General features: G+C 40.6%; 16 protein-coding genes and 1 other RNA gene. 6 read left to right on the forward strand and 11 right to left on the reverse strand.

Going from position 1 to position 25,574, the window contains the following annotated elements; all coding sequences use genetic code 11:
- Positions 1-35 precede the first annotated feature (35 nt).
- Both secDF and IPM34_09430 read right to left on the reverse strand, forming a co-directional pair.
- Positions 36-3,116: a protein translocase subunit SecDF gene (secDF, locus tag IPM34_09425; protein ID MBK8955765.1), complete on the reverse strand. Its 3,081-nt coding sequence runs from the start codon at positions 3,114-3,116 to the stop codon at positions 36-38.
- A gap of 142 nt (positions 3,117-3,258) precedes the next feature.
- On the reverse strand, positions 3,259-5,556 hold the full coding sequence (locus IPM34_09430) for a TonB-dependent receptor (GenBank protein ID MBK8955766.1): 2,298 nt from the start codon (positions 5,554-5,556) through the stop codon (positions 3,259-3,261).
- 36 nt (positions 5,557-5,592) lie between these two features.
- On the opposite strand from IPM34_09430, the gene IPM34_09435 reads away from it, so the two are divergent.
- Complete coding sequence (locus IPM34_09435) at positions 5,593-6,372, forward strand: T9SS type A sorting domain-containing protein (GenBank protein ID MBK8955767.1); 780 nt, start codon at positions 5,593-5,595, stop codon at positions 6,370-6,372.
- A 201-nt stretch (positions 6,373-6,573) separates the two neighbouring features.
- Here IPM34_09435 and IPM34_09440 read toward each other — a convergent pair whose 3' ends face one another.
- Positions 6,574-7,062 carry a hypothetical protein gene (locus IPM34_09440; GenBank protein ID MBK8955768.1) on the reverse strand — a complete coding sequence of 163 codons (489 nt, stop codon included), beginning with the start codon at positions 7,060-7,062 and terminating at the stop codon, positions 6,574-6,576.
- Between the two features lie 114 nt (positions 7,063-7,176).
- Between IPM34_09440 and mutS the strand changes: the two genes are divergently transcribed.
- Positions 7,177-9,795, forward strand: a complete 2,619-nt coding sequence (gene mutS / locus IPM34_09445; protein MBK8955769.1) for a DNA mismatch repair protein MutS — start codon at positions 7,177-7,179, stop codon at positions 9,793-9,795.
- An 84-nt stretch (positions 9,796-9,879) separates the two neighbouring features.
- On the opposite strand, the gene IPM34_09450 is transcribed toward mutS, so the two are convergent.
- From IPM34_09450 to IPM34_09460, 3 genes are all read right to left on the reverse strand, one after another.
- Positions 9,880-12,786, reverse strand: a complete 2,907-nt coding sequence (locus tag IPM34_09450) for a T9SS type A sorting domain-containing protein (protein MBK8955770.1) — start codon at positions 12,784-12,786, stop codon at positions 9,880-9,882.
- A gap of 67 nt (positions 12,787-12,853) precedes the next feature.
- Positions 12,854-14,191, reverse strand: a complete 1,338-nt coding sequence (ffh, locus tag IPM34_09455) for a signal recognition particle protein (protein MBK8955771.1) — start codon at positions 14,189-14,191, stop codon at positions 12,854-12,856.
- 64 nt (positions 14,192-14,255) lie between these two features.
- On the reverse strand, positions 14,256-14,930 hold the full coding sequence (locus tag IPM34_09460; GenBank protein MBK8955772.1) for an ATP-binding cassette domain-containing protein: 675 nt from the start codon (positions 14,928-14,930) through the stop codon (positions 14,256-14,258).
- 121 nt (positions 14,931-15,051) lie between these two features.
- Here IPM34_09460 and IPM34_09465 point away from each other — a divergent pair, with 121 nt between their 5' ends.
- Genes IPM34_09465 through IPM34_09480 form a run of 4 tightly spaced genes read left to right on the forward strand, consistent with a single transcriptional unit; the run spans position 15,052 to position 19,282 of the window.
- The gene (locus IPM34_09465) at positions 15,052-15,450 is read left to right on the forward strand and encodes a cytochrome c maturation protein CcmE (GenBank protein ID MBK8955773.1); all 399 of its coding nucleotides are present in this window, start codon (positions 15,052-15,054) and stop codon (positions 15,448-15,450) included.
- The gene (gene ccsA, locus IPM34_09470; protein MBK8955774.1) at positions 15,447-18,275 is read left to right on the forward strand and encodes a cytochrome c biogenesis protein CcsA; all 2,829 of its coding nucleotides are present in this window, start codon (positions 15,447-15,449) and stop codon (positions 18,273-18,275) included. The genes IPM34_09465 and ccsA overlap by 4 nt, the downstream gene beginning before the upstream one ends.
- Positions 18,265-19,095: a DUF2520 domain-containing protein gene (locus IPM34_09475; protein ID MBK8955775.1), complete on the forward strand. Its 831-nt coding sequence runs from the start codon at positions 18,265-18,267 to the stop codon at positions 19,093-19,095. The genes ccsA and IPM34_09475 overlap by 11 nt, the downstream gene beginning before the upstream one ends.
- The gene (locus IPM34_09480; protein ID MBK8955776.1) at positions 19,043-19,282 is read left to right on the forward strand and encodes a hypothetical protein; all 240 of its coding nucleotides are present in this window, start codon (positions 19,043-19,045) and stop codon (positions 19,280-19,282) included. Before IPM34_09475 ends, IPM34_09480 begins: the two co-directional genes overlap by 53 nt.
- Positions 19,283-20,441: 1,159 nt before the next feature.
- Here IPM34_09480 and ssrA read toward each other — a convergent pair.
- The 5 genes from ssrA to pnp form a co-directional block, all read right to left on the reverse strand.
- Positions 20,442-20,808, reverse strand: a transfer-messenger RNA (tmRNA) gene (ssrA, locus tag IPM34_09485).
- 118 nt (positions 20,809-20,926) lie between these two features.
- On the reverse strand, positions 20,927-21,886 hold the full coding sequence (locus IPM34_09490; GenBank protein ID MBK8955777.1) for a phosphoribosylaminoimidazolesuccinocarboxamide synthase: 960 nt from the start codon (positions 21,884-21,886) through the stop codon (positions 20,927-20,929).
- Between the two features lie 28 nt (positions 21,887-21,914).
- Positions 21,915-22,340: a hypothetical protein gene (locus tag IPM34_09495; protein MBK8955778.1), complete on the reverse strand. Its 426-nt coding sequence runs from the start codon at positions 22,338-22,340 to the stop codon at positions 21,915-21,917.
- 69 nt (positions 22,341-22,409) lie between these two features.
- Positions 22,410-23,276, reverse strand: coding sequence for a sigma-70 family RNA polymerase sigma factor (locus IPM34_09500; protein ID MBK8955779.1), 867 nt, complete (start codon positions 23,274-23,276; stop codon positions 22,410-22,412).
- A 91-nt stretch (positions 23,277-23,367) separates the two neighbouring features.
- A complete protein-coding gene (gene pnp, locus IPM34_09505; GenBank protein ID MBK8955780.1) occupies positions 23,368-25,515 on the reverse strand; it encodes a polyribonucleotide nucleotidyltransferase in 2,148 nt (715 codons plus the stop codon).
- Between the last annotated feature and the right edge of the window lie 59 nt (positions 25,516-25,574).

The following is a 25,574-nucleotide window of genomic DNA, read 5'->3' on the forward strand; positions in this document are numbered from 1 at the left end:
CCTTGAAATTCAAGAGGCTTTCGTGTATTGCGTTTTTATACTTTTGACAACTGCCGGGTTGTTTTTGCCTTAATTTTTTTGGCCGTGTATTTCAGATTCGTTTTCAAGTCAACGATAATTGGCGTTGCTACAAAGATGGAAGAATAAGTTCCAACGATGATACCAACAACCAATGCAAAACAAAAGCCTTTGGTACTTGCTCCTCCGAATAAGAACAATATAATAATGGTCAATAATGTGGCTAAAGATGTATTAATTGTTCTTGACAAGGTTAAAGATACCGCCTCATTAATCAATTCCCTATCCGTTTTTTGCGATTCAAATCCAAGATGTTCTTTGATCCGGTCGAACACGATAACGGTATCATTTATAGAATACCCTATAACAGTCAAAATTGCAGCTATCAAAGCCTGATCTACTTCCATAGAGAAATTTAAAATCCCATGCAGCAAAGAAAATGCACCCAAAGTTATGATCGTATCGTGTGCAAGCGCAATGATGGCTCCTGCACTATACTGCCATTTGTAGAACCTGAAAAGGATATAAATAAATATGACGATAAGAGCAATTATGATGGCTTTTATAGCAGAACTTTTAATATCGTCAGCAATGATGGGACCCACCTGACTGAATGAAACAATATGAGTACCTGAAGATTCATTATTGATAAAATCTTCGTATTTCATATTACCGCCACTCATTTCATTGATGCCTTCAAATAATTTCTGGTTAACGCGTTCTGCAACATCCGGAGCATTTTCGTTTATTAAATACGAAGTTGTAATGTTAAATGTATTTTTGGTATCCACACTTTTTACTACAGGATTAGTACCAAATGATTTTGTCAATGCCTGGCGTATGGTTTCTGCCTCAACATCAGATGAAAAAGTAACATTATAGGAATATCCTCCTTTAAACTCCACACCCAGCTCAAATCCTCTGGTGAAGAACGAAACAAAACTCACGATGATCAGCAGGCCGGAAAACATATATGCATATTTTCTGGAACCCACCCAGTCAAAATTCACATTCTTAAATGCTCTAGCTGTTAAATTACTTGCGAAAGAAATAGAATTTCCTTTTACGCCTACCCACCAATCCAGTACCAAACGGGAAACCAACACAGCTGTGAACAGGGAGAAAATAATACCAATGATCAGTACAATTCCAAACCCTTTAATCGGTCCAAGACCATAAACAAATAAAACAATGGATGTTAGTATTGTCGTTACGTTGGAGTCAATAATAGCCGAATAAGAATGTGCAAATCCTTCTTTAATCGCATCCAACATGGTCCTTCCCGAAGCAAGTTCTTCCTTGATCCTTTCGAAGATAACCACATTCGCATCGACAGCCATACCCATAGTTAATACCAAACCGGCAATACCTGGAAGGGTCAGAACGGTACCAAACGAAGCCAGGGTTCCCAATATAAAAAGGACGTTAAGCAACAAACAAAGAATTGCAACAAAACCACTCGTTGTATAATAGACAACCATAAACAGCATGACCAGCAAAAAGCCTCCGATAATTGACCAAAGGGATTTGCTGATATTTTCTTTACCAAGAGAAGGCCCAACCAAAGACTCCTGAACAATCAAAGCTTTGGCAGGAAGTTTACCAACCTGCAGAATATTGGCCAAATCTTTCGCCTCGTCGATGGTGAAATTTCCGGAAATTTGAGAGTTACCACCTAAAATTGGCTCGCGAACGCTTGGACATGATACCACTTCATCGTCCAGCACAATCGCGATTTCGCGTTTGTTGTCATTGGCCGCACGAGTAGTCATTTCTCCCCAGGTCTTTGCGCCTTTATTGTCCATGGTTAGGGAAACTACGACCTCCCCTGTAAGATTATCCGGATTTGCAGAAGCTCTTGCTATCCTTTCGCCATCCAATGGTGCCGCAGACAATCCTGGTTTCTTTTTAATGGCGTATACATTGTATTTATTAGACGGTTGTGTTTCTCCCTGAACTTTATAGGGTTTGGCTTCAATTCTGAATTCGAGATCCGAAGGAAAAATAGCCTGTATTTCGGGCATACTTACCAATTCTAAAAATCGCTTCCTGTTGGATTTTTCTACCGAACCAATGATGGCTGTATAACCCGCTGCCGGACTGGTTGGAGAAAGCACAGAAAGCAGAGGACCTTTATCTGCAAGCAAATCATTTTTTATGGTGTCCGTTCCAACCTTTACAGAATCAATTACATTCCCAAGAGAATCTCTGGTATAATCATAACGATCGACTAACTTGAAATCATCCTCAACGGAAGACGTATCTCCTTTATCAAGAGCTGATAATTTCTTATCTGCATTGACTATGCCGTCAAATACACCTGGATCTGTATTTCGGTAAACATCCCAAAACTCGAGTTTAGCACTGGCCTGCAAGTATTTTCTGGCTCTTTCGGGATTATCAATACCCGGGAGTTCGACAACGATCATGTCCCTGGTTTTATCGAGGGATACGTTGGGCTGAGTTACACCCAGTTTATCGATCCTGTCTTTCAAACGTTTAAAAGTGAGGTCTACCGTTTCATTGGCTACTTCTCTTAATATTCTTGCGACATCGAGATCGGATGTTTCAAAATTGATGCGATCTTTCAGGGAAGCACCTCTTGAAAAAACAGAGGCCAAACTTCTCCCGTTAGATTCTTTCTTAAATTCTTCTACGAACAAAGTGATAAAGTCCTGCTGACTGCTTCGCATCCGTTCATTTGCATTCGAGATTGCTTTTCGGAAAGCCGGATCCTGCGAATTCCCTGCCAATGATATGATCAAATCAGTCAGATCAATCTGGAGAATGGTGCTCATTCCTCCTTTTAGATCCAGACCCAAAGCCAACTGTTGTTTCTTAAGATCGTGGTATGTGAATTCCTTAATAAGAGGAATACTGAAGATTTTTTCACTGGAAATGGAATCCAGGTATTTCACTCTGGCAACCTTCTGAGCCGCCTGACGACTTGTTTCATCTTCAATCCCTTGAACAGCATTCAATGCATACTCATTTGCCTTGCGCTCCACTTTATTGGTTGGCAAATAATAGACGAACTGCAATAAACAAACGAGAACGATTGCAATGAGCAGCCATTTAACTATACCTTTTTCGAACATATCGTTATTTACTTTACTTTTCTGAAAAACTCCGCAAATATAGTGCTACAAATGGAGAATTAGAGGATAATGTAAAATAATAACTAGGCTGTTAATCTAATGTAAACGGTATAACTATATGTTTATAAACAAATTACATATATTATAAAGTATAAACTATTTTAAGGCTCATATTTCTGGGTGCTTCCATCAAGCCTGGTCTGGTTGTATAAATTTCATTTGTCAGATTGTTGACATTCAGCTGCAAATTCCATGGCCCCCAATTTGTTCCCACTCTAAAGTCGTGAATTCGGTAACCGTGATCGTGAATTTGCCGGAAATCATTTATTCCCTTTATGAAAAGTGTGACCTGAAAAAGCCAATCGATCGCCTCTACATGCGACACATATTGAAATGCATAGCCCATATAAAATCCCGAAAAATCCAGTTGAAAATCCATTCGGAGTAAATCTTTCGAACGGTATTTCAGGATATTTTCAAATGAACTTGAATTGGCGGCATTTTGCTGTCCAATGGTGCCAAATTCTCTTTCATTAATGGCCAATTGCTTTCCGGAAAGGTCAAATTCGCGATATTTCGGATCAATCCGGGTGTAACCACCACTGAGTGTCCAATTGAAATTTAAAAGAGACTGATTTATGTAAAATTCCACTTCGAATCCGCTAATTTGGGTGTTGCCAATATTCCTGGATTGAAATTGTAGTTGATTATTTAAAACAAATTCCATCATATCGTAATAACGCGAATCGAAATAAGCCAGATCGATCATGCCTTTGATATTTCCTATAAGCCATCCCTGACGGAGACCCAGTTCGTAATTCCAGCCGTGTTCTGATTCCAATTTAGTATTGGGGACGATGCGCAATCCTCCGGCGGTGGTTTCGATATATTTTTCCGCAAGTGAAGGAAACCGGAATCCCTCTCCTACTGACATTCGGAGATATCCTGCATTCCAGATATTATAGTTCAGTCCTGCCCTGTATATAAATCGATCATCATCCGTTTTTCGGGCAACTTCCTCGCCACCCAACAAGCCAGGACCATTCGATTCATATCTTTCATAACGAATGCCGGCATTTAAAATAAATCGCTTGCCAAATCGTCTTTCCAATTGTAAAAACAAAGATTGGTTTCCCAGGCTAAAACTGGTATCGCTGTATAATTGAGCCTTTGTCCACGTAGCATTCCATACAGCACCGGCTTGTAAATCTATTTTTAAAACTTTCAGGTTTTTTCTCAATTGGTATTCCAAATAAGCATGATGACTTTTATTTTCCTGGTTGTTGTCAGCTCCATTAAATATGTTGTAATACCTTCCAAGCAACTTATGATGAAATCCTTTTCGATCGTGATAACTAAGCTTTGGGTCAATCGTGAAGCGCAGTTTATCGCTTCGGGTAGCAGCAGATTCTGCACCCTGATACAATCCATTATCAAGCCAGTAAAAAAAATCACTGCTGGAGCCTCCATTGGCATTGAGCCCGAGAGACAACAACAAACTATCCGTTAAACGGTACCTAAAAATGCCATTCAGTCTGAAATTTTCCGAGTTGTTGTCCTTGTTAAATCCTTTCTTGTGATCAAAACTCGAATTAAGGGAATAGTCCCAACGGGCTTTTTTTCTCCTATGAACAATGGCATAGTAGTTTTCAAAAGGAAGTGACAGCTCTCCATTTTTTCCCCACCATTCTTTTCCATTGCCAGGCTTCAGATAAATACCTGATGTCGCTGTAATCGAAGTATAGGGTTCGAGTCCGGGAGTAACAGAACGGAAATGCACCACCCCATTCATTGCAGAGCTTCCATACAATGCAGAAGCTGCTCCCTTAATGACTTCAATTTGACCGATAGATTCAAATGGCAGGTCATTCCAATAGGGATTTGCTGCATCCTGTTGCATCATCGGCAGGTCATCCATGAGCAACATCACTCTGCTTCCTGCACCATAACTGTATCCAGACCCCCCTCTGATGTTGGCTTGTCCGTCGATAATCTGTACCCCACTGATCCTGTCCAATGCTTTTTCACCACTCAGCGAATTTAACCGGTTGGGCAGTTCTTTTCCTACAACACTCATGGAAACCGTGGATTCAGCTATAGGTCTTTCGTATTTAGAGGCACTCACCACAGTGGTTGATAACAATAAAAACTTTTCAGTGAGCAGCACCGGGCCTTTCGAAATTTCAGAAAGATTTATAGCATATTCTTCATAGCCCACTAAATTAAACCTGATGATGGAGTCTTGTAATCTTTCAATCAAATGAAACATGCCTTCCTGATTGGTATGGGTTAGGAATGCTCCGCAACTGACGAGCACATCGGAAACTGGCTTCTTACTCCGCGAATCCAGAACGACTCCCTGAAGCACCCCTGGCTGCACCTGTGCAGCTAAAATCGAAAACTGCAATAAAAAAAATACAAGATTGAGTCTTTGATTCATCTAAATCAGTACTTTAGAGTCGCAAAATAATTCGCTATGATGAAACAATATACAATTTCTATCCTATTAAGCTTATTTACTATTTCCATAGATGCTCAGGCATGCCTGCCAGACAGCACTTTAAAAGATTCTTCTGCTGGTGTTTTTCCCAGGCCGATCACCCCAGAAAATCCCAATGGCGGAATCACGAAAAAAGCTTGTATCAATAAACCCTACGAATTCACACTAACCGTAGTCGTTCCGGATACCGTTCAAATACCTATTTTACCCGCTCCTCTCCCCCTGGAAAAAGTGGCGATAGATACAGCAAATGCCATTTCCAATTTACCGGTTGGAATTTCCTACAGTTGCAATCCTCCCAATTGCATTTTCAAAAAGAATGAACTGGGATGTTTAATCCTCAATGGAACGCCCACGGATGTTAATACACCGGGAGATTACAAACCCATAATCAAGTTAAAACTCACAGTCAACGTCGGGGTACCATTTGACTACACCACCGAATATCCGGGTCCTGCATTTCCGGGTGAATACATTCTTCAATTGCAAGCCGAAAATGATTGTGCATCTGCTGCTAAAAATTTTAGCCAATTTAAAAATTCATGGTATCCAAACCCGCTGACGGGAAATATTTTATACTCCGATTCACATGCTGAGTCTGTTAAAGTCTACAACAGTCAGATGCAGCTCCTTAAAAATACAAGTTCGTTAAAATCAAATTTAATCGAGTTAGACCAGGATTTAGAGTCTGGAATTTATTTTATTTTCTGGTCAGAAAAAGAGAGATATTACTATCAGAAGATCATTGTGCTTTGATGGCAATTCATCTGTTTTGATATCTGCTTTTAGCCAAATTAATTAGGGGGACCTCTAAAAAACCTCTCAGACGAGGCGTGTGAATTTTTTAACTCTGGGTTTACTGCTGTAAATAAGGAGTTTAAAAATTTGCACAACGAAGTATCAGGGATTTTTATAATTGCCCTTAAGCAGTTGCTAATAGTTTAGTTAATATCCTTTTTATTCTTCTTCATCTTCGAATTCATCGTAAAAGATCGGGTCGATCATTGGCAAGCCTATCCATACAGTTTCTTCTTTGCTAACTGACATCATTCTGAGTACACCGCCACTAGACCTTGCAATTTGTTCGGCATATGCTAAAAAAGAAGAATACAATTGACTGGCAGTCCGCATAGGCAGTTTGCGCAAAATCGGATTGATTGCCGACAATCTCTTACTGATTTCTGAACAACGTGCATCAACCTCAGCTGGCAATACGGCCAACCAATTTTCAAACTGTGCACTAAAGTGCGCATCGACATCCTTGTAATAAGGTTTGAGATCATAGTGGTTGTGGTAGCTCCGGATTTTGACAATCTTTTCGGCCCAGGTCTTTTCTTTTAGGTCGATTTCATCATCAGCACCGGCAATTAAAATTGCTATCAGCGGCACAGCATCTACGAGCAGCTGGTAATCTTCTCTTGAAATGTCTTTAAACTGCATGTTCATAAACCAGTTCTTTTGGAATGAAAAACAATCAAATTTACTATGTTTTAAATACCAAACAAATATATCAATAGTTTCTGCTTATAATTCGCATCTTGCTTCTTTATATTTGTCGCTATGAAAGGCCAGCAGCTGCTCTTTGAAGTAAATACCATGACTCCCTTGATGGAGCAATATTATGCCATGAAGGCCAAGCACCCCGATGCGCTATTGCTCTATCGCGTTGGTGATTTTTACGAGACCTTTGGAGAAGATGCCATTACGAGCTCAAAAGTATTGGGTATTGTGCTGACCAAAAGAAATAACGGGGGTTCTGATATTGAGCTTGCCGGCTTCCCGCATCACTCTCTGGATGTTTACCTGCCGAAACTTGTTCGTGCCGGGTTCCGGGTAGCTCTTTGCGAGCAATTGGAGAAACCTTCTAAAGGTAAAAAGGTGGTCAAACGAGGGATAACGGATGTGATCACTCCGGGAGTTACGACAGACGACAAATTGCTCGACACGCGAAAAAATAATTTTCTTGCATCTCTGAATATTTCCTCAGCAATTATTGGCATCGCACTTGCCGATGTTTCTACCGGCGAATTCTTTTTATCCGAAGGTGACGTTCCCTACATTAAAAAATTACTGGAAAGCTTTAATCCGTCTGAAATCATTATTTCCAAATACAGAATTGCCGAATTTGAAAAAATATTTGGAGATCAATTCTACACTTACGGTTTAGAGGATTGGATCTTCCAGGGTGATTTTGGAAAAAATAAATTACTGGACCATTTTAAAGTTGGTAGTCTCAAAGGATTTGGTATTGAAGGTTACAACAGTGGTCAGATAGCAGCTGGTGTTATTTTACATTATCTGGATTCCACCGAAACTAAAAATCCATCGCATCTGTCAAGCATCAGCAGATTATCGAATGATGAGTTCGTATGGATGGATCGTTTTACGATCCGCAACCTGGAATTGGTTGAACCCATTCACCCGGAAGGCAATACTTTATTGTCTATCATCGATCGCACACAAACCCCCATGGGATCGAGGATGCTGAGAAAATGGATCGTATTACCACTGATCGATGCCGGAAAGATCCAATCCAGACTCGACATGGTCGAAAGCGTTTTAGTTGATGCGAAACTCATGGAGGAATTATCGTCGCTGCTTCATCAATTTGGCGATCTGGAAAGATTGGTCTCGAAAATTCCGTTGCGTAGAATTTCGCCCAGGGAAATCAACCATATTAAAAAATGCCTGCTTATTTTAAAACCATTAAAATCCTTATTGGAAAAACAGGAAAACCCTGGTCTCCGATCGCTTGGACTTCATTTTCAGAATTGCGATGAGTTATGTGAAGTCATTCAAAAGCAATTATCAGAAAATGCGCCAAACACCAGCAACAAAGGAGGAATTTTTACTTCTGGTTTTTCTCCGGAGTTGGATGAACTAAAATATGTACTCACCAATTCAAAAGATCTACTGGTAGAAATACAGGTTAAAGAAGCTGTATCTACGGGGATCAATAATTTGAAAGTTGGTTACAATTCTGTCTTTGGTTACTATCTGGAGGTGACCAATAAATTTAAGAATCAGGGGCTCGTTCCGGATCATTGGATTCGCAAACAAACCATGTCGACGGGTGAAAGATATGTGACTGAAGAACTCAAAACTTTGGAAGTAAAAATTCTTGGTGCAGAAGAGCGCATCATTCAAATCGAGGAAGAGTTGTTTGAAAAACTCCTGGATTTGATCCAGGAATATGTCTTACCACTCCAGCAAAATGCAAAAAACATTGCAAGCATTGATGTTATCCATTCCTTTGCAAAAACTGCGCAGGAATTGAATTTTACCAAACCCTTTATGGACGACAGTAAAATTATCGACATCCGCGAAGGAAGGCATCCCGTTATTGAAAATCAATTGGCCGATGGAGAACATTACATCCCCAACGATATCTATTTAGATTCGGATGACCAGCAAATACTCATGATCACCGGACCAAACATGTCCGGAAAATCTGCATTATTGCGTCAAACCGCACTCATTTGTCTGCTTGCACAAATTGGATCTTATGTTCCTGCAAAAGAAGCCAGATTGGGTGTGATCGACAGAATTTTTACAAGAGTTGGAGCCAGCGACAACATCTCATCGGGCGAGTCGACATTTATGGTAGAGATGAATGAAACATCATCCATACTCAACAATTTGTCTGATCGATCCCTTATTTTACTCGATGAAATCGGACGTGGGACCAGCACTTACGATGGCATTTCCATTGCCTGGTCCATCGCCGAATTTCTTCACAACCTAACTGATAAAAGACCCAAGACTTTGTTTGCTACACATTATCACGAGCTCAACGAACTGGCGGAATACCTTCCGCGTATTCATAACTTCCATGTAGCGACCCAAGAGTTAAATAATAAAGTCATCTTCTTAAGAAAACTTATTCAAGGAGGGAGCGAACACTCTTTTGGAATTCACGTTGCTCAGATGGCCGGTATGCCTCGCGTTGTGGTTAACCGGGCAAACCAAATTTTGGAAAGTCTGGAAGAAAAAAGATCAACCGGACCCAATATTTCAAATATTCAAAAAAATCATGAAATCATTCCAACAGATGATTCATCTGCAGAAAAACAAAAACTCATCCAAGAAATTTTCAATCTAGATCTCAACACTTTGTCACCAATTGAATGCATGATGAAACTGGCGGAGATACAAAAACAACTGTCCTCAATAACATAATTTCAGTTATTGCAACTTCCAACTTATTTAAATCCAAACTTATGAATTTATAAGCCGGCTTGAATTAAATTTCATCAATACCCTTTACTTTACACGGATCCAACGAATCATTTGCTGTTTAGAACCCTGTTGCAATCTGATAAAATAAATTCCGGATTCAATCTCCTCCGAACCCAACTCAAATTCACGGTCCGAAACTTTTTTCAACAATTTATAATCTTGGATACTTCGGCCATAAATATCTGAAACCGACAGCGCATAAGGCAAATTGTTTTTTAATTCTATAAACAGCCTTGATTGGTTACCAGGATTGGGTTGAATATAAAATTTCTTTATCCAATCCACATCAGAAGCGGCAACAAGTTCCTTAACTTCATAAGGACCAAAAACGATTTCGCAGTTATTCGCATCGGTAACCGTGCACATATAAGTGCCTGCAGATAAATTGATCGCGGGATTATCCAAGTTTCCATTGCTCCATTGATAGCGATAAGGCAATATACCCCCAAATAATTCAAGTTCAATACGCCCATTGTTCGCACCGGCATTGGAATGCGTTATTTTAACATCCTGAGTTTTAATCTGAAGTGGTTCTTTAATCACAAAGCTTTTCAATATTTTAGTACCCTGATTATCCGCAATTTCAACTTCATACTGACCAGCTTTCAAATTCTTGACATTTTGACTGGTTTCAGATGTACTCCAAACAAATGTATATGGTGGCACACCCCCCTGAACATTTAAATTTATATATCCATCATTTCCATCAAAGCAACTTACATTTCCTTGTTCGTAATTCACCAGCGTCAAGGCCGATGCAATTTCAATCAGTATTTTTTTACAAAGCTGATGAGTTCCGCAATCATTTTCAGTCGTTAAACAAACCTCGTATTCGCCATCTGCACTGTAGTCATGAACAGGATTTTGCAACAGACTGGTTTTACCATCTCCAAAATCCCAAGCCCATTTCACAGGGAGTCCATTTGTTAAGTCTTGAAAAGACACAAGGCGTTTGTCGATGGTTTGATTAAATTCGGATGTCAATTGGGTTTGTTCAAATACTTCGGTTGTAGCCGAACTGAAACAGAAATTTCTGGAATTGCTTACAAGAAGCTCATAAGTTCCTTTTTTATCGACATTCGGATAAAGCGTATTTGCTCCACTTTTTATATTTCCATCAAGAGTGCTCCATGCATAAGAAAATTCAGGACCCGACGATGAAGCACTTCCATCCAAACCAACTTCTGAATAAATGCAACTTAAATCGCGCTCTGTTTGTGCGGTGGCCACTGGCACTTCCAAATCTTTAGAAACTTGAACAGTATCCTTACTCACACAAAGATTAACAGTATCCTTTACATGTAAAATATAATCTCCTGTTTCGGTTGATTTTAATTCTTGAGATTTTTCAATAAACAGTGAATCGTCCTTTTTTGTCCAGAAGAATACAACTTGCGGGTCTTTACTGGAGCCCGTCAATTTGACTTCTGAAATTTTACAATTGATGACTGAATCCCCAACCATGCTGATATCCGGATATTCCCGCACGTCGATGATTTCCATAGAATCGTATGCAACGCAACTGTTTACAACATTTCTTACTTTTATGTAATATTTTCCAGGTAAATCCGCTTCGGCTATTTTTTCATCAGCTCCTTTAATTATTCTACCATTCGTAGTAGTCCATTCGTATAATATTTCAGGACCATCATCAGATAAAGATCCATCTATCAATACAAATTCGCTTTTACATTCCAGATCTTTGTCACTGCCGGCACTTGCCTCTGGTTTAATGGTAACACCTACATAGACACTCGACACTTCGTCGCAGCCCTTGGTATCGGTTATCGTTACATAGTAGTCTTTACCGCCAATCAAGCCTTCGAAATAGGGACTGCCTTGTATTCCTTCTCCTATGTCATAATTATAGGGTGGCACACCTCCTGTTCCTTTGGCAAGAATACTGCCATTCATTCCGCTGCATACTTCCATTTTGGAACTCGTTGTGAGTTTCAATAAAGATGGTTGTGTTAAGGTAAAGGCTTTTGTAGTTGTACAATTATTATCATCCGTAACCGTCACAGCATAATTACCGGCGATGACATCTTCGATATCTTTTGTATTTTTTCCATTCGACCAATTGTACCTATACGGTGGCGTACCAAAATCAGACTCAACTTCAATTTTACCGGTTGCATCTCCAAAGCAATTGATATGCGTTAAATTGGATTGAGTCAATTCAACCCGTTTAGATGGACCATTCACGGTCCAGGGCCCGAACTCTTTAAAATAACCATTCAGATCCGTTACGGTTACTCCATAAGTACCTCCGGGCATGTTGTTTAAATCTTTGGTGGTGGCTCCATTGCTCCATTTGTATTTCAGCACACTGTGACCACCTGTTGTTGCAAGCGTGACCTTACCATTATCGCCACAAGTCGAATGTGTCACTGAAGCTGTAGCATTTAATTTAAAGCTTTTTTGTATCCAATTGACATATTCCTGATAGGTTCTGCTCTTGTTCATCCAGGCTCTTTTATCCGGAGATATAATATAAAGCGTCGGATAAAAAGCAATCTGGTAATCACTCATCACCGAAGGACCGTTGGTCGACGATAAATCAGTTATGGGATAAGGTGTACCTGCTACCCAATTGCCTTGCGTGGAATTGTTGCAACCGGATGGACCATACAAACAATTGGTGTTCGTATTCCAGTCCCCTTCAATCATGATCACCGTAGTTTCTGAACCTAAATTATTGTAAACCTGTTCCAATACCCCACTGGATTTGAAAGTCCAGCAAGGTCCGCACCAGGTAGCCATAAAGTCCAGACAAGCAGCCTTGTTGGGTTCCATCATGTCGTACAGACTGTAACTATTTCCATTGATATCCTGCACAGAAAAATCAGGAGCGGTTGCTCCTTCTGCAAGTTGTCCATTGGATCTTAAACTAAAAACCATTAAAATCAGGAACAGGTAAAATCCTTTCATAGCTATGAATTTTCAGTAAAAATAGAGAAGAAATTGGAGATTAACCAAATAAAATAATGCCATGCGTTTACCTGCGCATATTTCTCATTTGTTGCATCATATTTCCCATACCCTGCCCTTTAGACATCATAAACATCATTTTTCGCATTTCTTCGAATTGTTTGATGAATGCATTCACTTCGTGAAGATTCCTTCCACAACCCTTTGAAATTCGCGTTTTACGGGACATGTTGAGCAATTCGGGATTTGCTCTTTCTTGTGGCGTCATGGACTGTATGATGGCCTCCACTTTGGAGAAGGCATTGTTGTCAATCTGCACATCTTTGGTCATTTTGCCCATGCCGGGAATCATGCCGAGTAATTGATTGACGTCTCCCATTTTCTTGATTTGTTGTACCTGACCCAGAAAATCGTTAAAATCAAATTTATTTTGCCGGATCTTTTTTTCCATTTTCTTGGCCTCCGCCTCATCAAATTGCTCCTGGGCCTTTTCTACAAGGCTCACGATATCACCCATGCCGAGTATGCGTTGAGCCATACGATCCGGGTAGAATACATCCAGCGCATCGAGTTTCTCGCCAGTGGATACAAACTTGATCGGCTTACCAACGGTATATTTAACCGATAAGGCAGCCCCACCTCTCGTGTCGCCATCCAGTTTGGTTAGCACAACTCCATCGAACTGGATCCTGTGATGAAAAGCCAAAGCTGTATTGACGGCATCCTGACCGGTCATGGAATCCACAACAAAAAGGGTTTCAGCAGGCTGCAAAGCGAGTTTCAATCCCTCAATTTCGTCCATCATTTCCTCATCAACCGAGGTCCGGCCTGCAGTATCGACGATCACCACATCAATTCCCTGTTCTTTGGCATACTGGACAGCCTGGTTTGCAATCGCAATCGGATCTTTAATTTCCGGGTTTTTGAATACCTCAACCTCTATACTTTCTCCAAGGACAGTCAATTGATCGATCGCAGCCGGCCTGTAAACATCACAGGCGGTTAGCAATACTTTTTTAGTCTTTTTTGACTTCAGAAACAAAGCCAGTTTCCCGGAAAAAGTCGTTTTACCGGAACCCTGTAAACCTGCGATAAGGATGACGCAAGGCTTTCCCGTCAAATTCAATCCTTCGGCCTGGCTTCCCATCAACTCGACGAGCTCATCGAGTACGATCTTCACCATCAATTCCCCGGGTTTGACGGATTTCAAAATATTCTCAGTCCCTAAAGCTTTGTCTTTAACCTTATCTGTGAATTCTTTAGCTATTTTATAGTTTACATCAGCTTCTACCAATGCGCGGCGGATGTCTTTTACCGATTCAGCGATGTTCAGCTCCGTCAGCCTCGCACTTCCCTTCAGCACCTTAAAGGCCTGCTCCAGGCGTTCATTTAGATTTTCAAACATGGATCAATTTTCCTGCAAATATAAACTGGCTCAAATGGATCTGCACCCTACCCGGAAGCTATTGTTACTTTATGGAAAGCAATTTGCCCGATTCCAATTTAAATTTAATGGTATCAAAGGGAAGGTCTGGTAATGCATTATAGGAAGTGCTCAACACACAGATCTTATCTTTATTCATGGCGTCATGTATCATGGCCACTATTTTCGACCTGTAATCTGATGCCAAATACTCCAGTACCTGGTCAATAATTAACAATTTTGGCTTTATCATCAGGCTTCTTAGCACATTAATGATCGTTATTTCAGTAAATGATAAATCCTGAATTGGAGTTATTAATTTCTCCGCGAGGCCTACTTCTTTCAACATTTGAATAATGATCTGATCATCGGGCTCGCTGCTAACCCGCTCTGCAGCCTGTAAAGCCATGTTGAGATTAACGCGAATGGTCTTGTCCATCAGCAACATGGGCAATTGGTGAACAAAACCTATCTTTCTTCGTAAAATCCTGGCATCCTCGCGATTTAAAGGAAACAGGGAATAACCCAAAACTTTCAAATGACCTGTACATTGATAGTACTGGCCCATAAAAGATTTCAAAATGGTCGATTTACCTGCGTTGGGTTTGCCTGTAATTTCGTGCCACTGTCCTTCATGCAATTTAAATTCAGCATCTTCCAAAACAGCCACATCATTCAATAACAAACCGAAATTAGATGCCTCAACAACAGGGAAAACCATAGTGCCTAGAATTTTGCTCAAAAATATAATGAGCCGGTTTTAGTTTTCATGATTTGTCAATATATTTTAAATAGAAGGGTTACTGAAAATCCTGTAAGAATCTTTCGTTAAATTTGTCCCAATGAAAAGAGTCTACATTCTTTCTTTTGCTCTCATTGCAATAGCAATCGTAATACTTATAGCCGCATCTAAAGATTTTTCTACCTATTCGGGATTTGATGAAGCAGCCAGATCCGGCGAATTAGTTAAGATTGTCGGACAGTTGGCCAAAGAACAGGAGATTTATTACGACCCGGAAAAGGATGCCAATTTTTTCAGCTTTTACATGACCGACAAAAATGGCTTAACAAAAAAAGTCATCTTAAGAGCTCCCAAACCTCAGGATTTTGAATTATCAGAACAGATTGTTTTAACCGGAACGATGGATACTGATCATTTCGAAGCCAAAAACATGCTTCTGAAATGTCCATCTAAATATAAAGACGAAGAAATATTTATCAAGTCTACGGCTGAATTATGAGTCCGGTCAATTATCTAAATGAGCATCTCTGGATTCACTATACCGGACATTTTCTCGTTTTGCTCGCCTTTTTTAGTGCTGCTTATGTAGTCGCCATAGGATTGCTTAATAAGTTTGATCTCACTCCTTCGTGGATACGGGCTGTAAAAATTGCATTCCTCATTCATATCGCATCGGTATTTTCAGTCATCGGGCTGATCCTCTACATGATGCGCAACCATTACTATGAATTTGAATATGTGTGGGCGCATGTATCCGATGAATTGCCCATGAAATATATTCTCTCGGCATTTTGGGAAGGACAGGAGGGAAGTTTTTTATTATGGATGTTCTGGAATTGCATCCTGGGAATATATTTTTTCAGACAGGTCAAATCCATCCCGATCACGGTGCTGGTTATATTAATCGGCGTGAATGCCATACTCACTTCTATGTTACTTGGCATTCATATCGGCGAAACAAAAATTGGAAGCAGTCCATTTAATTTATTGAGATATACGATGGACATTCCGCTATTCGCCAATGCAGATTATGTAAGTCTGTTGAAAGGCAACGGACTTAATCCCTTACTTCAAAATTATTGGATGATTATTCATCCACCCACTTTGTTTTTAGGATTTGCTTCGACGGTGATTCCTTATGCTTATGCTTGCGCGGCATTGATACACAGAAATTCAGGATCCTGGCTAAGCGAAACGCTGCCCTGGAGTCTGATTTCGGGCTTTGTGTTAGGTACGGGGATTCTCATGGGTGGAGCCTGGGCATATGAAGCGCTGAGTTTTGGAGGATACTGGGCCTGGGATCCTGTTGAAAACATGTCATTGGTTCCCTGGCTGATTTTAGTTGCAGCAATTCATACAAATCTCATTGCTAAAGCAACAGGACATTCCATCAAGCCAACCCTGATTCTATACAGCCTTAGCTTTATTTTTGTATGCTATTCGTCATTCCTTACGCGAAGTGGAATTCTGGGCGACAGCTCTGCACATGCATTTACACAAATGGGCCTTGAATGGCAGTTGGTAGCACTTTGTGTTGCATGCACACTTTTTCCTTTCTACTTGTTTTTTAAAAATCATAAATTTATAGAAGTTCCTGCCAAGGAAGAGGAGATTCAATCCCGCGAATTTTGGATGTTCATTGGAAGTCTGGTATTGCTCTTTAGTGCACTCTTGATTTCATTTACAACATCGATCCCGGTGTATAACAAATTGCTGGATTTAGCAGCTTCTATTCTTGGCACCGATTTTACCAGTTTACACAGAAGTATCCCTTTGGATCCCGTTGCACATCACAATCAATTTCAATTGTGGTGCGCTGTATTTATTTCAATAATTTCCGGCATCGCTTTATTTCTGAGATACAATCCAAAAGATCAAAACGGCCGTTTGAAATTATTTTTTATTCGCATTTCAAAAGCACTTCTGTTGAGCGGGCTCATTGCATTTGCTGTTCAGCTGTTTTCTTTCCAAAAATTACACTGGAGCCATTACTTGTTTCTATTTGCTGCCTGGTTTTCGATCATTGCTTCGGCATGGTATTTTATTTCTTTAGCAAAAGGAAATTTCAGCTTAGCAGCTTCAGTCATTTCTCACGGTGGTTTTGGTCTCTTACTTCTGGGAATTCTGTTTACCGGAATAAATAAGCAAATTCTCTCAACCAACATATTTGCTCAGGAAGGACTTCTGGATAGCCCGGAAGCAGAGGAACTGTCTAAACATTTAACACTGATCCGCAATGAACCGATGTTCATGAACGGTTATTGGGTAGAATACAGTACTGATACATTCCTGCATAAGGTCAGAAAGTACACCCTTAAATTCTGGCACGAAGACAGTCTGGGCCATCGCAAAGATTCATTTTTGCTTTATCCGGAAATTCAGTACGACAATAAGCTTACAAAAGTTGCAGCATCGAATCCCAGCATTCTCAGGAATGTTCATGAAGATATTTTTTCATTGGTTGCACAAATTCCCCAATCCCAGGTGGATGTAGAATCTGCCAAACAAGCAGAAGACAGTCTCCGCTTCAGTCTGCATTTTCTTCAATTGAATGATTCCCTGGAAAGTGAAGATTATGTGTTTACATTGAAAAATCTGAAATCCCAATTCTATCCGGTGGATTTTGAATTAAAGCCCATGGACCAATTACTCCAAATGGAACTCGATGTCAAAAGGAAATCAGACGGTAAGATTGTGCAAAGTACTCCTGCCATTTTATTCAGAGAAAATCTCATTTACAAATTTCCATCAAAACTGGAATCGTTTGGAGTAAGAACAAACATACCAGATACCTTGTATTCTACACTTGTTCCTGCATACACTGATCTAAGAAAAAACAACATTCAGTTAAAGTCGGGAGGTGAAATAACGATTGAAAACGGCATAAGGATCAAACTTGTGAAACTGAACAGAAATGTTCCCGAAGAATTAATGAAAGCATCCGGAGCAGACGTTGGAGTATCAGCTTTACTGGAACTTCATTCTGTAAAAGACACGCAGCAAATTGAATGTTTCTTCTTTATTCGCGGCAACCAGATCATTTCATTGCCTGTTAGTAATTTATTTCCGGGGATCAGCTTAAGATTTATGAAAATAAATCCCCAAACCGAAGAAATGTCATTTGAATACGGACTACACCCGGATCCAGTTTCCGTAAAATTACCCTTGGAAATTTCAGAAAATGACGTGCGCACAGATTTTATTGTAATTCAAGTGATCAGATTTCCCTGGATCAATTTAGTTTGGCTGGGCAGTATATTTATGGTTCTTGGAATGTTGATTGGCGCTTATCAAAGAAGAAAGGTTTTGACACATGTCGTTTAAAATCGCGTTGATCGGTTCTGGAAATGTGGCCAGCCATTTGGCAAAGATATTGATAGCTAAAGGACACAACATTGTTCAGGTCTATTCAAGAGAATTAACACACGCACAAGCTCTCGCTTCGAAAATAAACTCGACAGCTGTTGATCAGATTGCACAACTGGACCCGCATGCAGATTTTTATCTGATCTGTATCAAAGATGATGCTATTGCAGGGATTAGCGAACAATGTTCTCGTGTATTGCCTCCAGAAAGCATCATTGCTCATACCAGCGGAGTCAACAGCCCCTTGCTTATCAACGATTATTTCGTCAATCGAGGATTATTTTATCCTTTGCAAAGCTTCAGCACCAACAGCCAACCAGATTGGGATGCCATCCCGGTTTTTGTCGAAGGGTCAGCATATTCAAGTTTAAAATTGAAAGAACTTGCTCATTGCATAAACAGCAATATATATTCAATGGACGATTCCATTCGCACCCATTTACATCTGGCTTCTGTATTTGCAAATAATTTTACCAATTTCAATTTGATCATTGCTAAACAGATTCTCGAAAAATGCGATGTGCCTTTCGAGGTTTTGTTACCCTTAATGACTGAAACGATCACTAAAGCATTTAAGCTTGGACCGATGCAGACTCAAACCGGACCAGCAAAGAGAATGGATACGGGCACCATTGAAAAACACATTCGATTATTGGTCAGCGAGTATCCCGAGTACCGCTCGATTTATAAAAAATATGCCCTCCTTATCATGCAAACTTTCAAACATGCGAATTCTAGGACAGATCCCACACCCGCAGATCCTGATCAGCGTATTTAAATCAAATAATAAATTTATTTTAAAATTTGAGGTCGGGCCGTTTGAGCAGGTCTATAAATTTTTGGAATCTCCGGAATTGACTTCTTTCGAGGATGTGGCGGCTTTGGTGTCGGAAGATTTTCTAAAGGATGTGTTTCACTTTTTTGATCAGATGAATGTCAGATACAGATCTTGTATTTCTGGCTGAAGGATTTTTGAAGTATACTATTGTTATTTTATGTTTCTTATTCGTCCGACCTTTCCAAGGTCGGTTTTTCCGTAGTTGTTCGCGTTAACGGGGTGTGATCCCTCCGGGATCATTTAAGATCTGTCTGTGATCATTTAAGATCTGTCTGGGATCATTCAAGATCCCTCTGGGAGCATTCAAGATTGCTCTGGGAGCAAACATGATTGATCTTGAGCCTATGCAATATTTGATTCGAAATTACTTGAAATTTTTAGCTATTAGGCTGATCGCCTTCTTTGTTCCCGATACGAATGTGGCGGGTTGAGCTGAAGAATGTAAATGGTGGAGTTGGCGGCTTTGGTTTCGGAAGATTTTCTAAAGGATGTGTTTCACTTTATTGATCAGATGAATGTCAGATACAGATCTTGTATTTCTGGCTGATGGATTTTTGAAGTATACTATTGTTATTTTATGTTTCGTATTCGTCCGACCTTTCCAAGGTCGGTTTTTCCGTAGTTGTTCGCGTTAACGGGGTGTGATCCCTCCGGGATCATGTAAGATCTATCTGGGATCATTCAAGATTGCTCTGGACGCATTCAAGATTGCTCTGGGATCATTTAAGATTGGTCTGGGAGCAAACATAAATGATCTTGAGCATAAGCAATATTTGATTCGAAATTACTTGAAATTTTTAGCTATTAGGCTGATCGCCTTCTTTGTTCCCGATACGAATGTGGCGGGTTGAGCTGAAAAATGTAAATGGTGGATGTGGCTGCTTTGGTGTCGGAAGATTTTCTAAAGGATGTGTTTCACTTTTTTGATCAGATGAATGTCAGATACAGATCTAGTATTTCTGGCTGATGGATTTTTGAAGTATACTATTGTTATTTTATGTTTCGTATTCGTCCGACCTTTCCAAGGTCGGTTTTTCCGTAGTTGTTCGCGTTAACGGGGTGTGATCCCTCCGGGATCATTTAAGATCTATCTGGGATCATTTAAGATTGGTCTGGGATCATTCAAGATTGCTCTGGGATCATTCAAGATTGCTCTGGGAGCAAACATGAATGATCTTGAGCATAAGCAATATTTGATTCGTAATTACTTGAAATTTTTAGCTATTAGGCTGATCGCCTTCTTTGTTCCCGATACGAATGTGGCGGGTTGAGCTGAAAAATGTAAATGGTGGAGTTGGCGGGAGTCGAACCCGCGTCCAGAGAAAGAAAAAACAAGTTTTCTACATGCTTAGTTTCTTATTTAGTTGTCAGAATTGAGTGAGCTTAAGAAACGAGCTAATCAACCCTTATTCCCTTAATCTCGTATTTCAACCGGGACATTTGAAATGACCAGCCTGAAGTTTTGATGTGCCGATGTAATTCTGTCAGGCTGAGAACTACGGGCACAGATGCATTCTAACTCTCTGAATTAGGCTGCAACAGCAAAAGAAGTATTGCCATTTAAAATCCGATAATCGTTTTTTACGTAGCGTACTATCATCCTACGGCATGCTTGCCGGCCTTTTACATTTCCTGTCGATTCCATACAACCCCATATAAAAGTTCCTTTTAACAAAGGTTAAAATCTAAAGTAGCAAAAGTGTAACAAGACAGATCTTCCTGCATTCAGGTCTGAGCAATAACAGTCACAGACTTAAAATCGTTCCGTTAACTATAAATATTTTTTGAGATTATTATGAAGCCGCTCCTCTATTTTCACAGAAGGGTCCATTTTGATAAAATCGCTACCGGTAATCCGCTCGTACAGTTCTATGTATCTGTCGGAGGTGTTCCAGACAAAGGCATCTGACATTTCGGGCATCAGTTGCCCTTCCATTCCCTGAAATCCGTGAGCAATCAACCACTCGCGTACAAACTCTTTTGACAACTGTCGTTGAGGCTTTCCTTTTTGAAGTAGTTCATCGTAGGCATCTTTTTCAAAATAACGCGAACTATCGGGAGTATGGATTTCATCCATGAGGTAAAGTTGGTTATCCTTTAATCCAAATTCGTATTTGGTATCGACGAGAATTAAACCTCGCTGTGCTGCCATCTGTGTGCCCCTCTCAAAAAGTTTCAGGGCGACATCGCACATGTTGTCGAGCAGATCGCCGGAGATCAGTCCGGCAGCTTTCAAATCCGCAAGAGAAATATCCTGATCATGTCCTTCTGAAACTTTAGTTGTTGGTGTTATGATAAAGTTTTCAAAAGCCTGATTCTGAACCATGCCACCTGGCAAATTCACACCACAGATCGATCGTTCACCCTTTTCGTAAAGCCTCCAGGCATGGCCTGCGAGGTAGCCTCTGACGACCATTTCAATTTTTACAGGCGTGCATTTCCAACCCACGGTAACATTTGGATCGGGTGTTTCTATAAGCCAAGTGGGAACAATATCGTTTACCTGCCTCAAAAAATATGCGGCGATCTGGTTAAGCACCTGACCTTTATATGGAATTGGCCGTGGCAATATGTGATCAAAAGCTGAAATGCGATCTGTTGTAACGACTAACAGTTGTTCGCCCAGATCGTAAACATCCCGAACTTTACCGGTATATTTTCTGGTTTGATTTCTAAACTGAAAATCTGTATAATGCAGGCTCAGGTTTTCGGGTAGTAAATCTATGTTCATACCTGTCGGCAAGCTAATAATTCCGGCTTCAAATATTTTCTACAGAATTCCGATCTAAAATGACCTCCTTCAATTCTTTGATCCATTCGTATTCCTGGGGCATCATTTTTTTTATGGCTTCTTTGAAGACCACATAAGCAGAATTTTCAAGGTCCGGTATTTTAGAAGCAATGGCTACGGTAACAAAACTCAGATCACTGAGCAGCAGGTTCCTGACTTTAGGTAAATCGTGCCAGTCGGCCTCAATGGCCAGTGCTCTTGTCCCGGATTCGTGTGCAGAGTCCAGTTCGATAAATGCATGTTTTTCAATCGGATCCGTGGTCAGCTGATCTGAAGCCTGGGCATTGTATAAAGCCCAGAATCCCTCCCGGTCGGAAGGCTTGGTCAATAAAATCTCCAGTCCCTTTTCGTGAATTCTATAAACGATCAACCGAATCTGATTTCGTACAGTCATAATGCTAAGGTAAGTACTTTATTGGATAATACGCGGTCAAGGGAAAAAACAGGCAATCAAAATTATTGTTCACAGCACTCCAGGCTGAATTCCAAATTTGAGAAAATACCTCCGCAATCTTCTAACCGCCAGTTCTCTGATCTGCCTGAGGCGCTCAACCGAAATATCCATTTCTTCAGCCAGTTCCTCGTACGACATAACGGATGAACCATCAAGGCCATAGATCCTGGATAGCACCTCCCGTTCTCTGGGGGACAAATGTTTCATCCCTGCTCTCAGCTCTATCTGAATCGAGTCTTTGAGCAAGGCCAAATCAGGAGCATGGATGCTCTCATCTCCCAGCAAACTCAACATGCTGAGTTCACCATCATCTCCCCCTACCGGCGCATCCAGCGAAACATGTTTATTATTGGATTGGATCAGCAGGTAAACATCTTCAGGTTTGAGTCCAAAAATTTCAGAAATTTCTTCAGGGCTGGGTTCTCTTTCGTTTTGCTGTAAAAATGACTGATACAGATCAACAATTTGTTTTTGGGAGTGAAATTTATTGTAGGGCAGCCTGATCATTCTGGAATTTTCGATGATCGCCGAAAGTATGGACTGACGAATCCACCACACCGCAAAAGTGATGAACTTAAACCCACGGGTCTCGTCAAAACGCCTTGCTGCCTTAAGCAATCCGACATTTCCTTCATTGATCAAATCGTTTAAGGAGAGTCCGTTGTTGACGTATTGCTTGGCAACAGAAACAACAAATCTAAGGTTTGCACGAACCAATTCATCCAAAGCCTCGTCATCACCTGCTTTAATTCGTTTCGCAAGTTCCACTTCTTTATCAGGACTTATGGTATCGATTTTGGCAATGTCAGCGAGGTATTTTTCGAGTGCCTGACTTTCCCTGTTGGTAATTTTTTGAGTGATCTTAAGTTGACGCATTCAGCTAGCTACTGCCATATTTAATGGCAATACCTGCAAAAAAGTTTCATGGAAATCTATAAAATTAAAAAAAAATGCGAATAATGAAAGCTTATCCCCTTTCAGCGGGTGCATCCTTTTTGGGCATGATGGCTTTTCTCGAAAGCCTCAATTTTCCTGTTTTGGGATCAACTCCGATCAATTTTATTTTAACCGGATCGCCAACTTGAAATACATCTTCGACCTTATCAATACGGGAGTGAGACATTTCACTGACGTGCAACAACCCGGATTTATTTTTAAAATCGACAAAAACACCGAAGGGGAAAATCGAAACTACTTTGCCATCGTAAACATCGCCTACCTGAGGAACAAAAGTAATGGCCTCGATCATTTTTACGGCTTCATCAAGTCCATCTTTATTAGGACCAAAAATATTGATGACTCCTTTATCTCCGACTTCTTCGATATTGATCTTGGTTCCGGTCTTGGCTTGCATTTCCTGTATGATTTTTCCTCCAGGTCCAATCACTGCTCCGATAAAACTCTTTTCAATGATGATCTCTACAATTCTTGGAGCGTGAGGTTTGAGATCCGGATTTGGAACTTCAATGGTTTCTGCCATTTTATCCAGAATGTGCAACCTTCCTTCTTTTGCCTGCATCAACGCTTCTTCGAGTAGCTCGAAAGATAGTCCGTCGATTTTCATATCCATTTGTGTACCGCAAATTCCTCTACGCGTACCTGTTACTTTAAAATCCATGTCTCCCAATGCATCTTCGTCGCCGAGTATATCGGATAAGATCACTGTTTTACCGCCTTCAGATATCAAACCCATGGCGATACCTGCCACTGCAGATTTAATTTGTACTCCTGCATCCATCAAAGCCAATGAAGCAGCGCAAACTGTGGCCATCGATGAGGATCCGTTGGATTCCAGAATATCGGAAACAATTCTCGTCGTATAAGGAAATTCCTGGGGCATAACTTTGCGAATCGAACGAGCTGCCAGGTTTGCATGCCCTACTTCCCGACGTCCGGGACCTCTCTGTGGTTTTGCTTCCCCAACAGAAAACCCGGGAAAATTGTAGTGCAGGATAAACTTATCGTTGTATAGTTCGAACGCATTGTCGATGAGCATTTCATCGTCTTTGGTACCTAGTGTAACAGAAGTAAGTGATTGGGTTTCGCCTCTGTTGAATATTGCAGATCCATGTGCAGAAGGTAAGTATTCAATTTCTGTCCAAATGGGTCGAACTTCTTTACTACCTCTTCCATCCAATCTGTTATTGGTGTCGAGCATAAATTTGCGAACCAGTTTTTTCTTATGCTTGTCAAAATACGTTTTGATCTTTTGCTTATTCTCATCGCAATATTCCTCTCCTTTTTCTGCCAAGACCATTTCTTTGAAATTATCAAAGACCTGATCAAAACCATCTTTTCTTTCGGATTTAGGCAAAGCTGATCCGGATATCTCGAGAATACGGGCTGTAGTATGTTTTTCAAGCAATACCTGTATATCCTCGTCAGTATCTGCTTCCGGCAAAGCGCGTTTGATGGCTACTGCATCGCCTAGTTTGGCTGCCAGTTCCAATTGCGCCCGGCACTGCACCTTGATGGCTTCATGACCCACTTTTATAGCTTGCACGAGATCCGACTCATCGCATTCTCTGGCCTCTCCTTCAACCATCATCAGATTCTTTTCAGTAGCCGCAACAATGATATCGAGTTCCGCTTCTTTGAGTGCTGTCCTGTTGGGGTTGATCACAAATTCTCCGTTTATTTTAGCAACTCTCACTTCAGAAATCGGACCCTGCCAATTGATGTTTGAGCAGCTCAGCGCTGTGGAAGCCGCAAGACCTGCCAATGCATCGGGAAGTGTTTCCGGATCCCCAGAAATCAGATTGATGATGATTTGTGTTTCACAGAAATAATTATCAACGAATAAAGGGCGGATCGCCCTATCGACCAAACGCGAAATCAATACTTCGTAATCCGATAATTTTGCTTCTCTCCTAAAAAAGTTGCCGGGAATACGACCAGTGGAAGCAAAACGTTCCTGGTAGTCGACGGACAATGGAAAAAATTCCTGTCCTTCACGGGCTTCTTTATTGGAAACAACACTTGCAAAGAGCATGGTTTTGCCAAGTTTTACTACGGCAGAACCATGGGCTTGTGTACCTAATTTGCCCGTTTCGAGAATAACTTCGCGACCATCGGGAAGGTTAAAGGAAACTGAAAATGGAGTTTTTAAACCCATAATATTTTTTCTTAATATGTGATTGCATCAAAACCGATCCACTGTGCCATCATTTCTGA

Source organism: Saprospiraceae bacterium (genome assembly GCA_016716185.1).
In the GTDB taxonomy this organism is placed as follows: domain Bacteria; phylum Bacteroidota; class Bacteroidia; order Chitinophagales; family Saprospiraceae; genus Vicinibacter.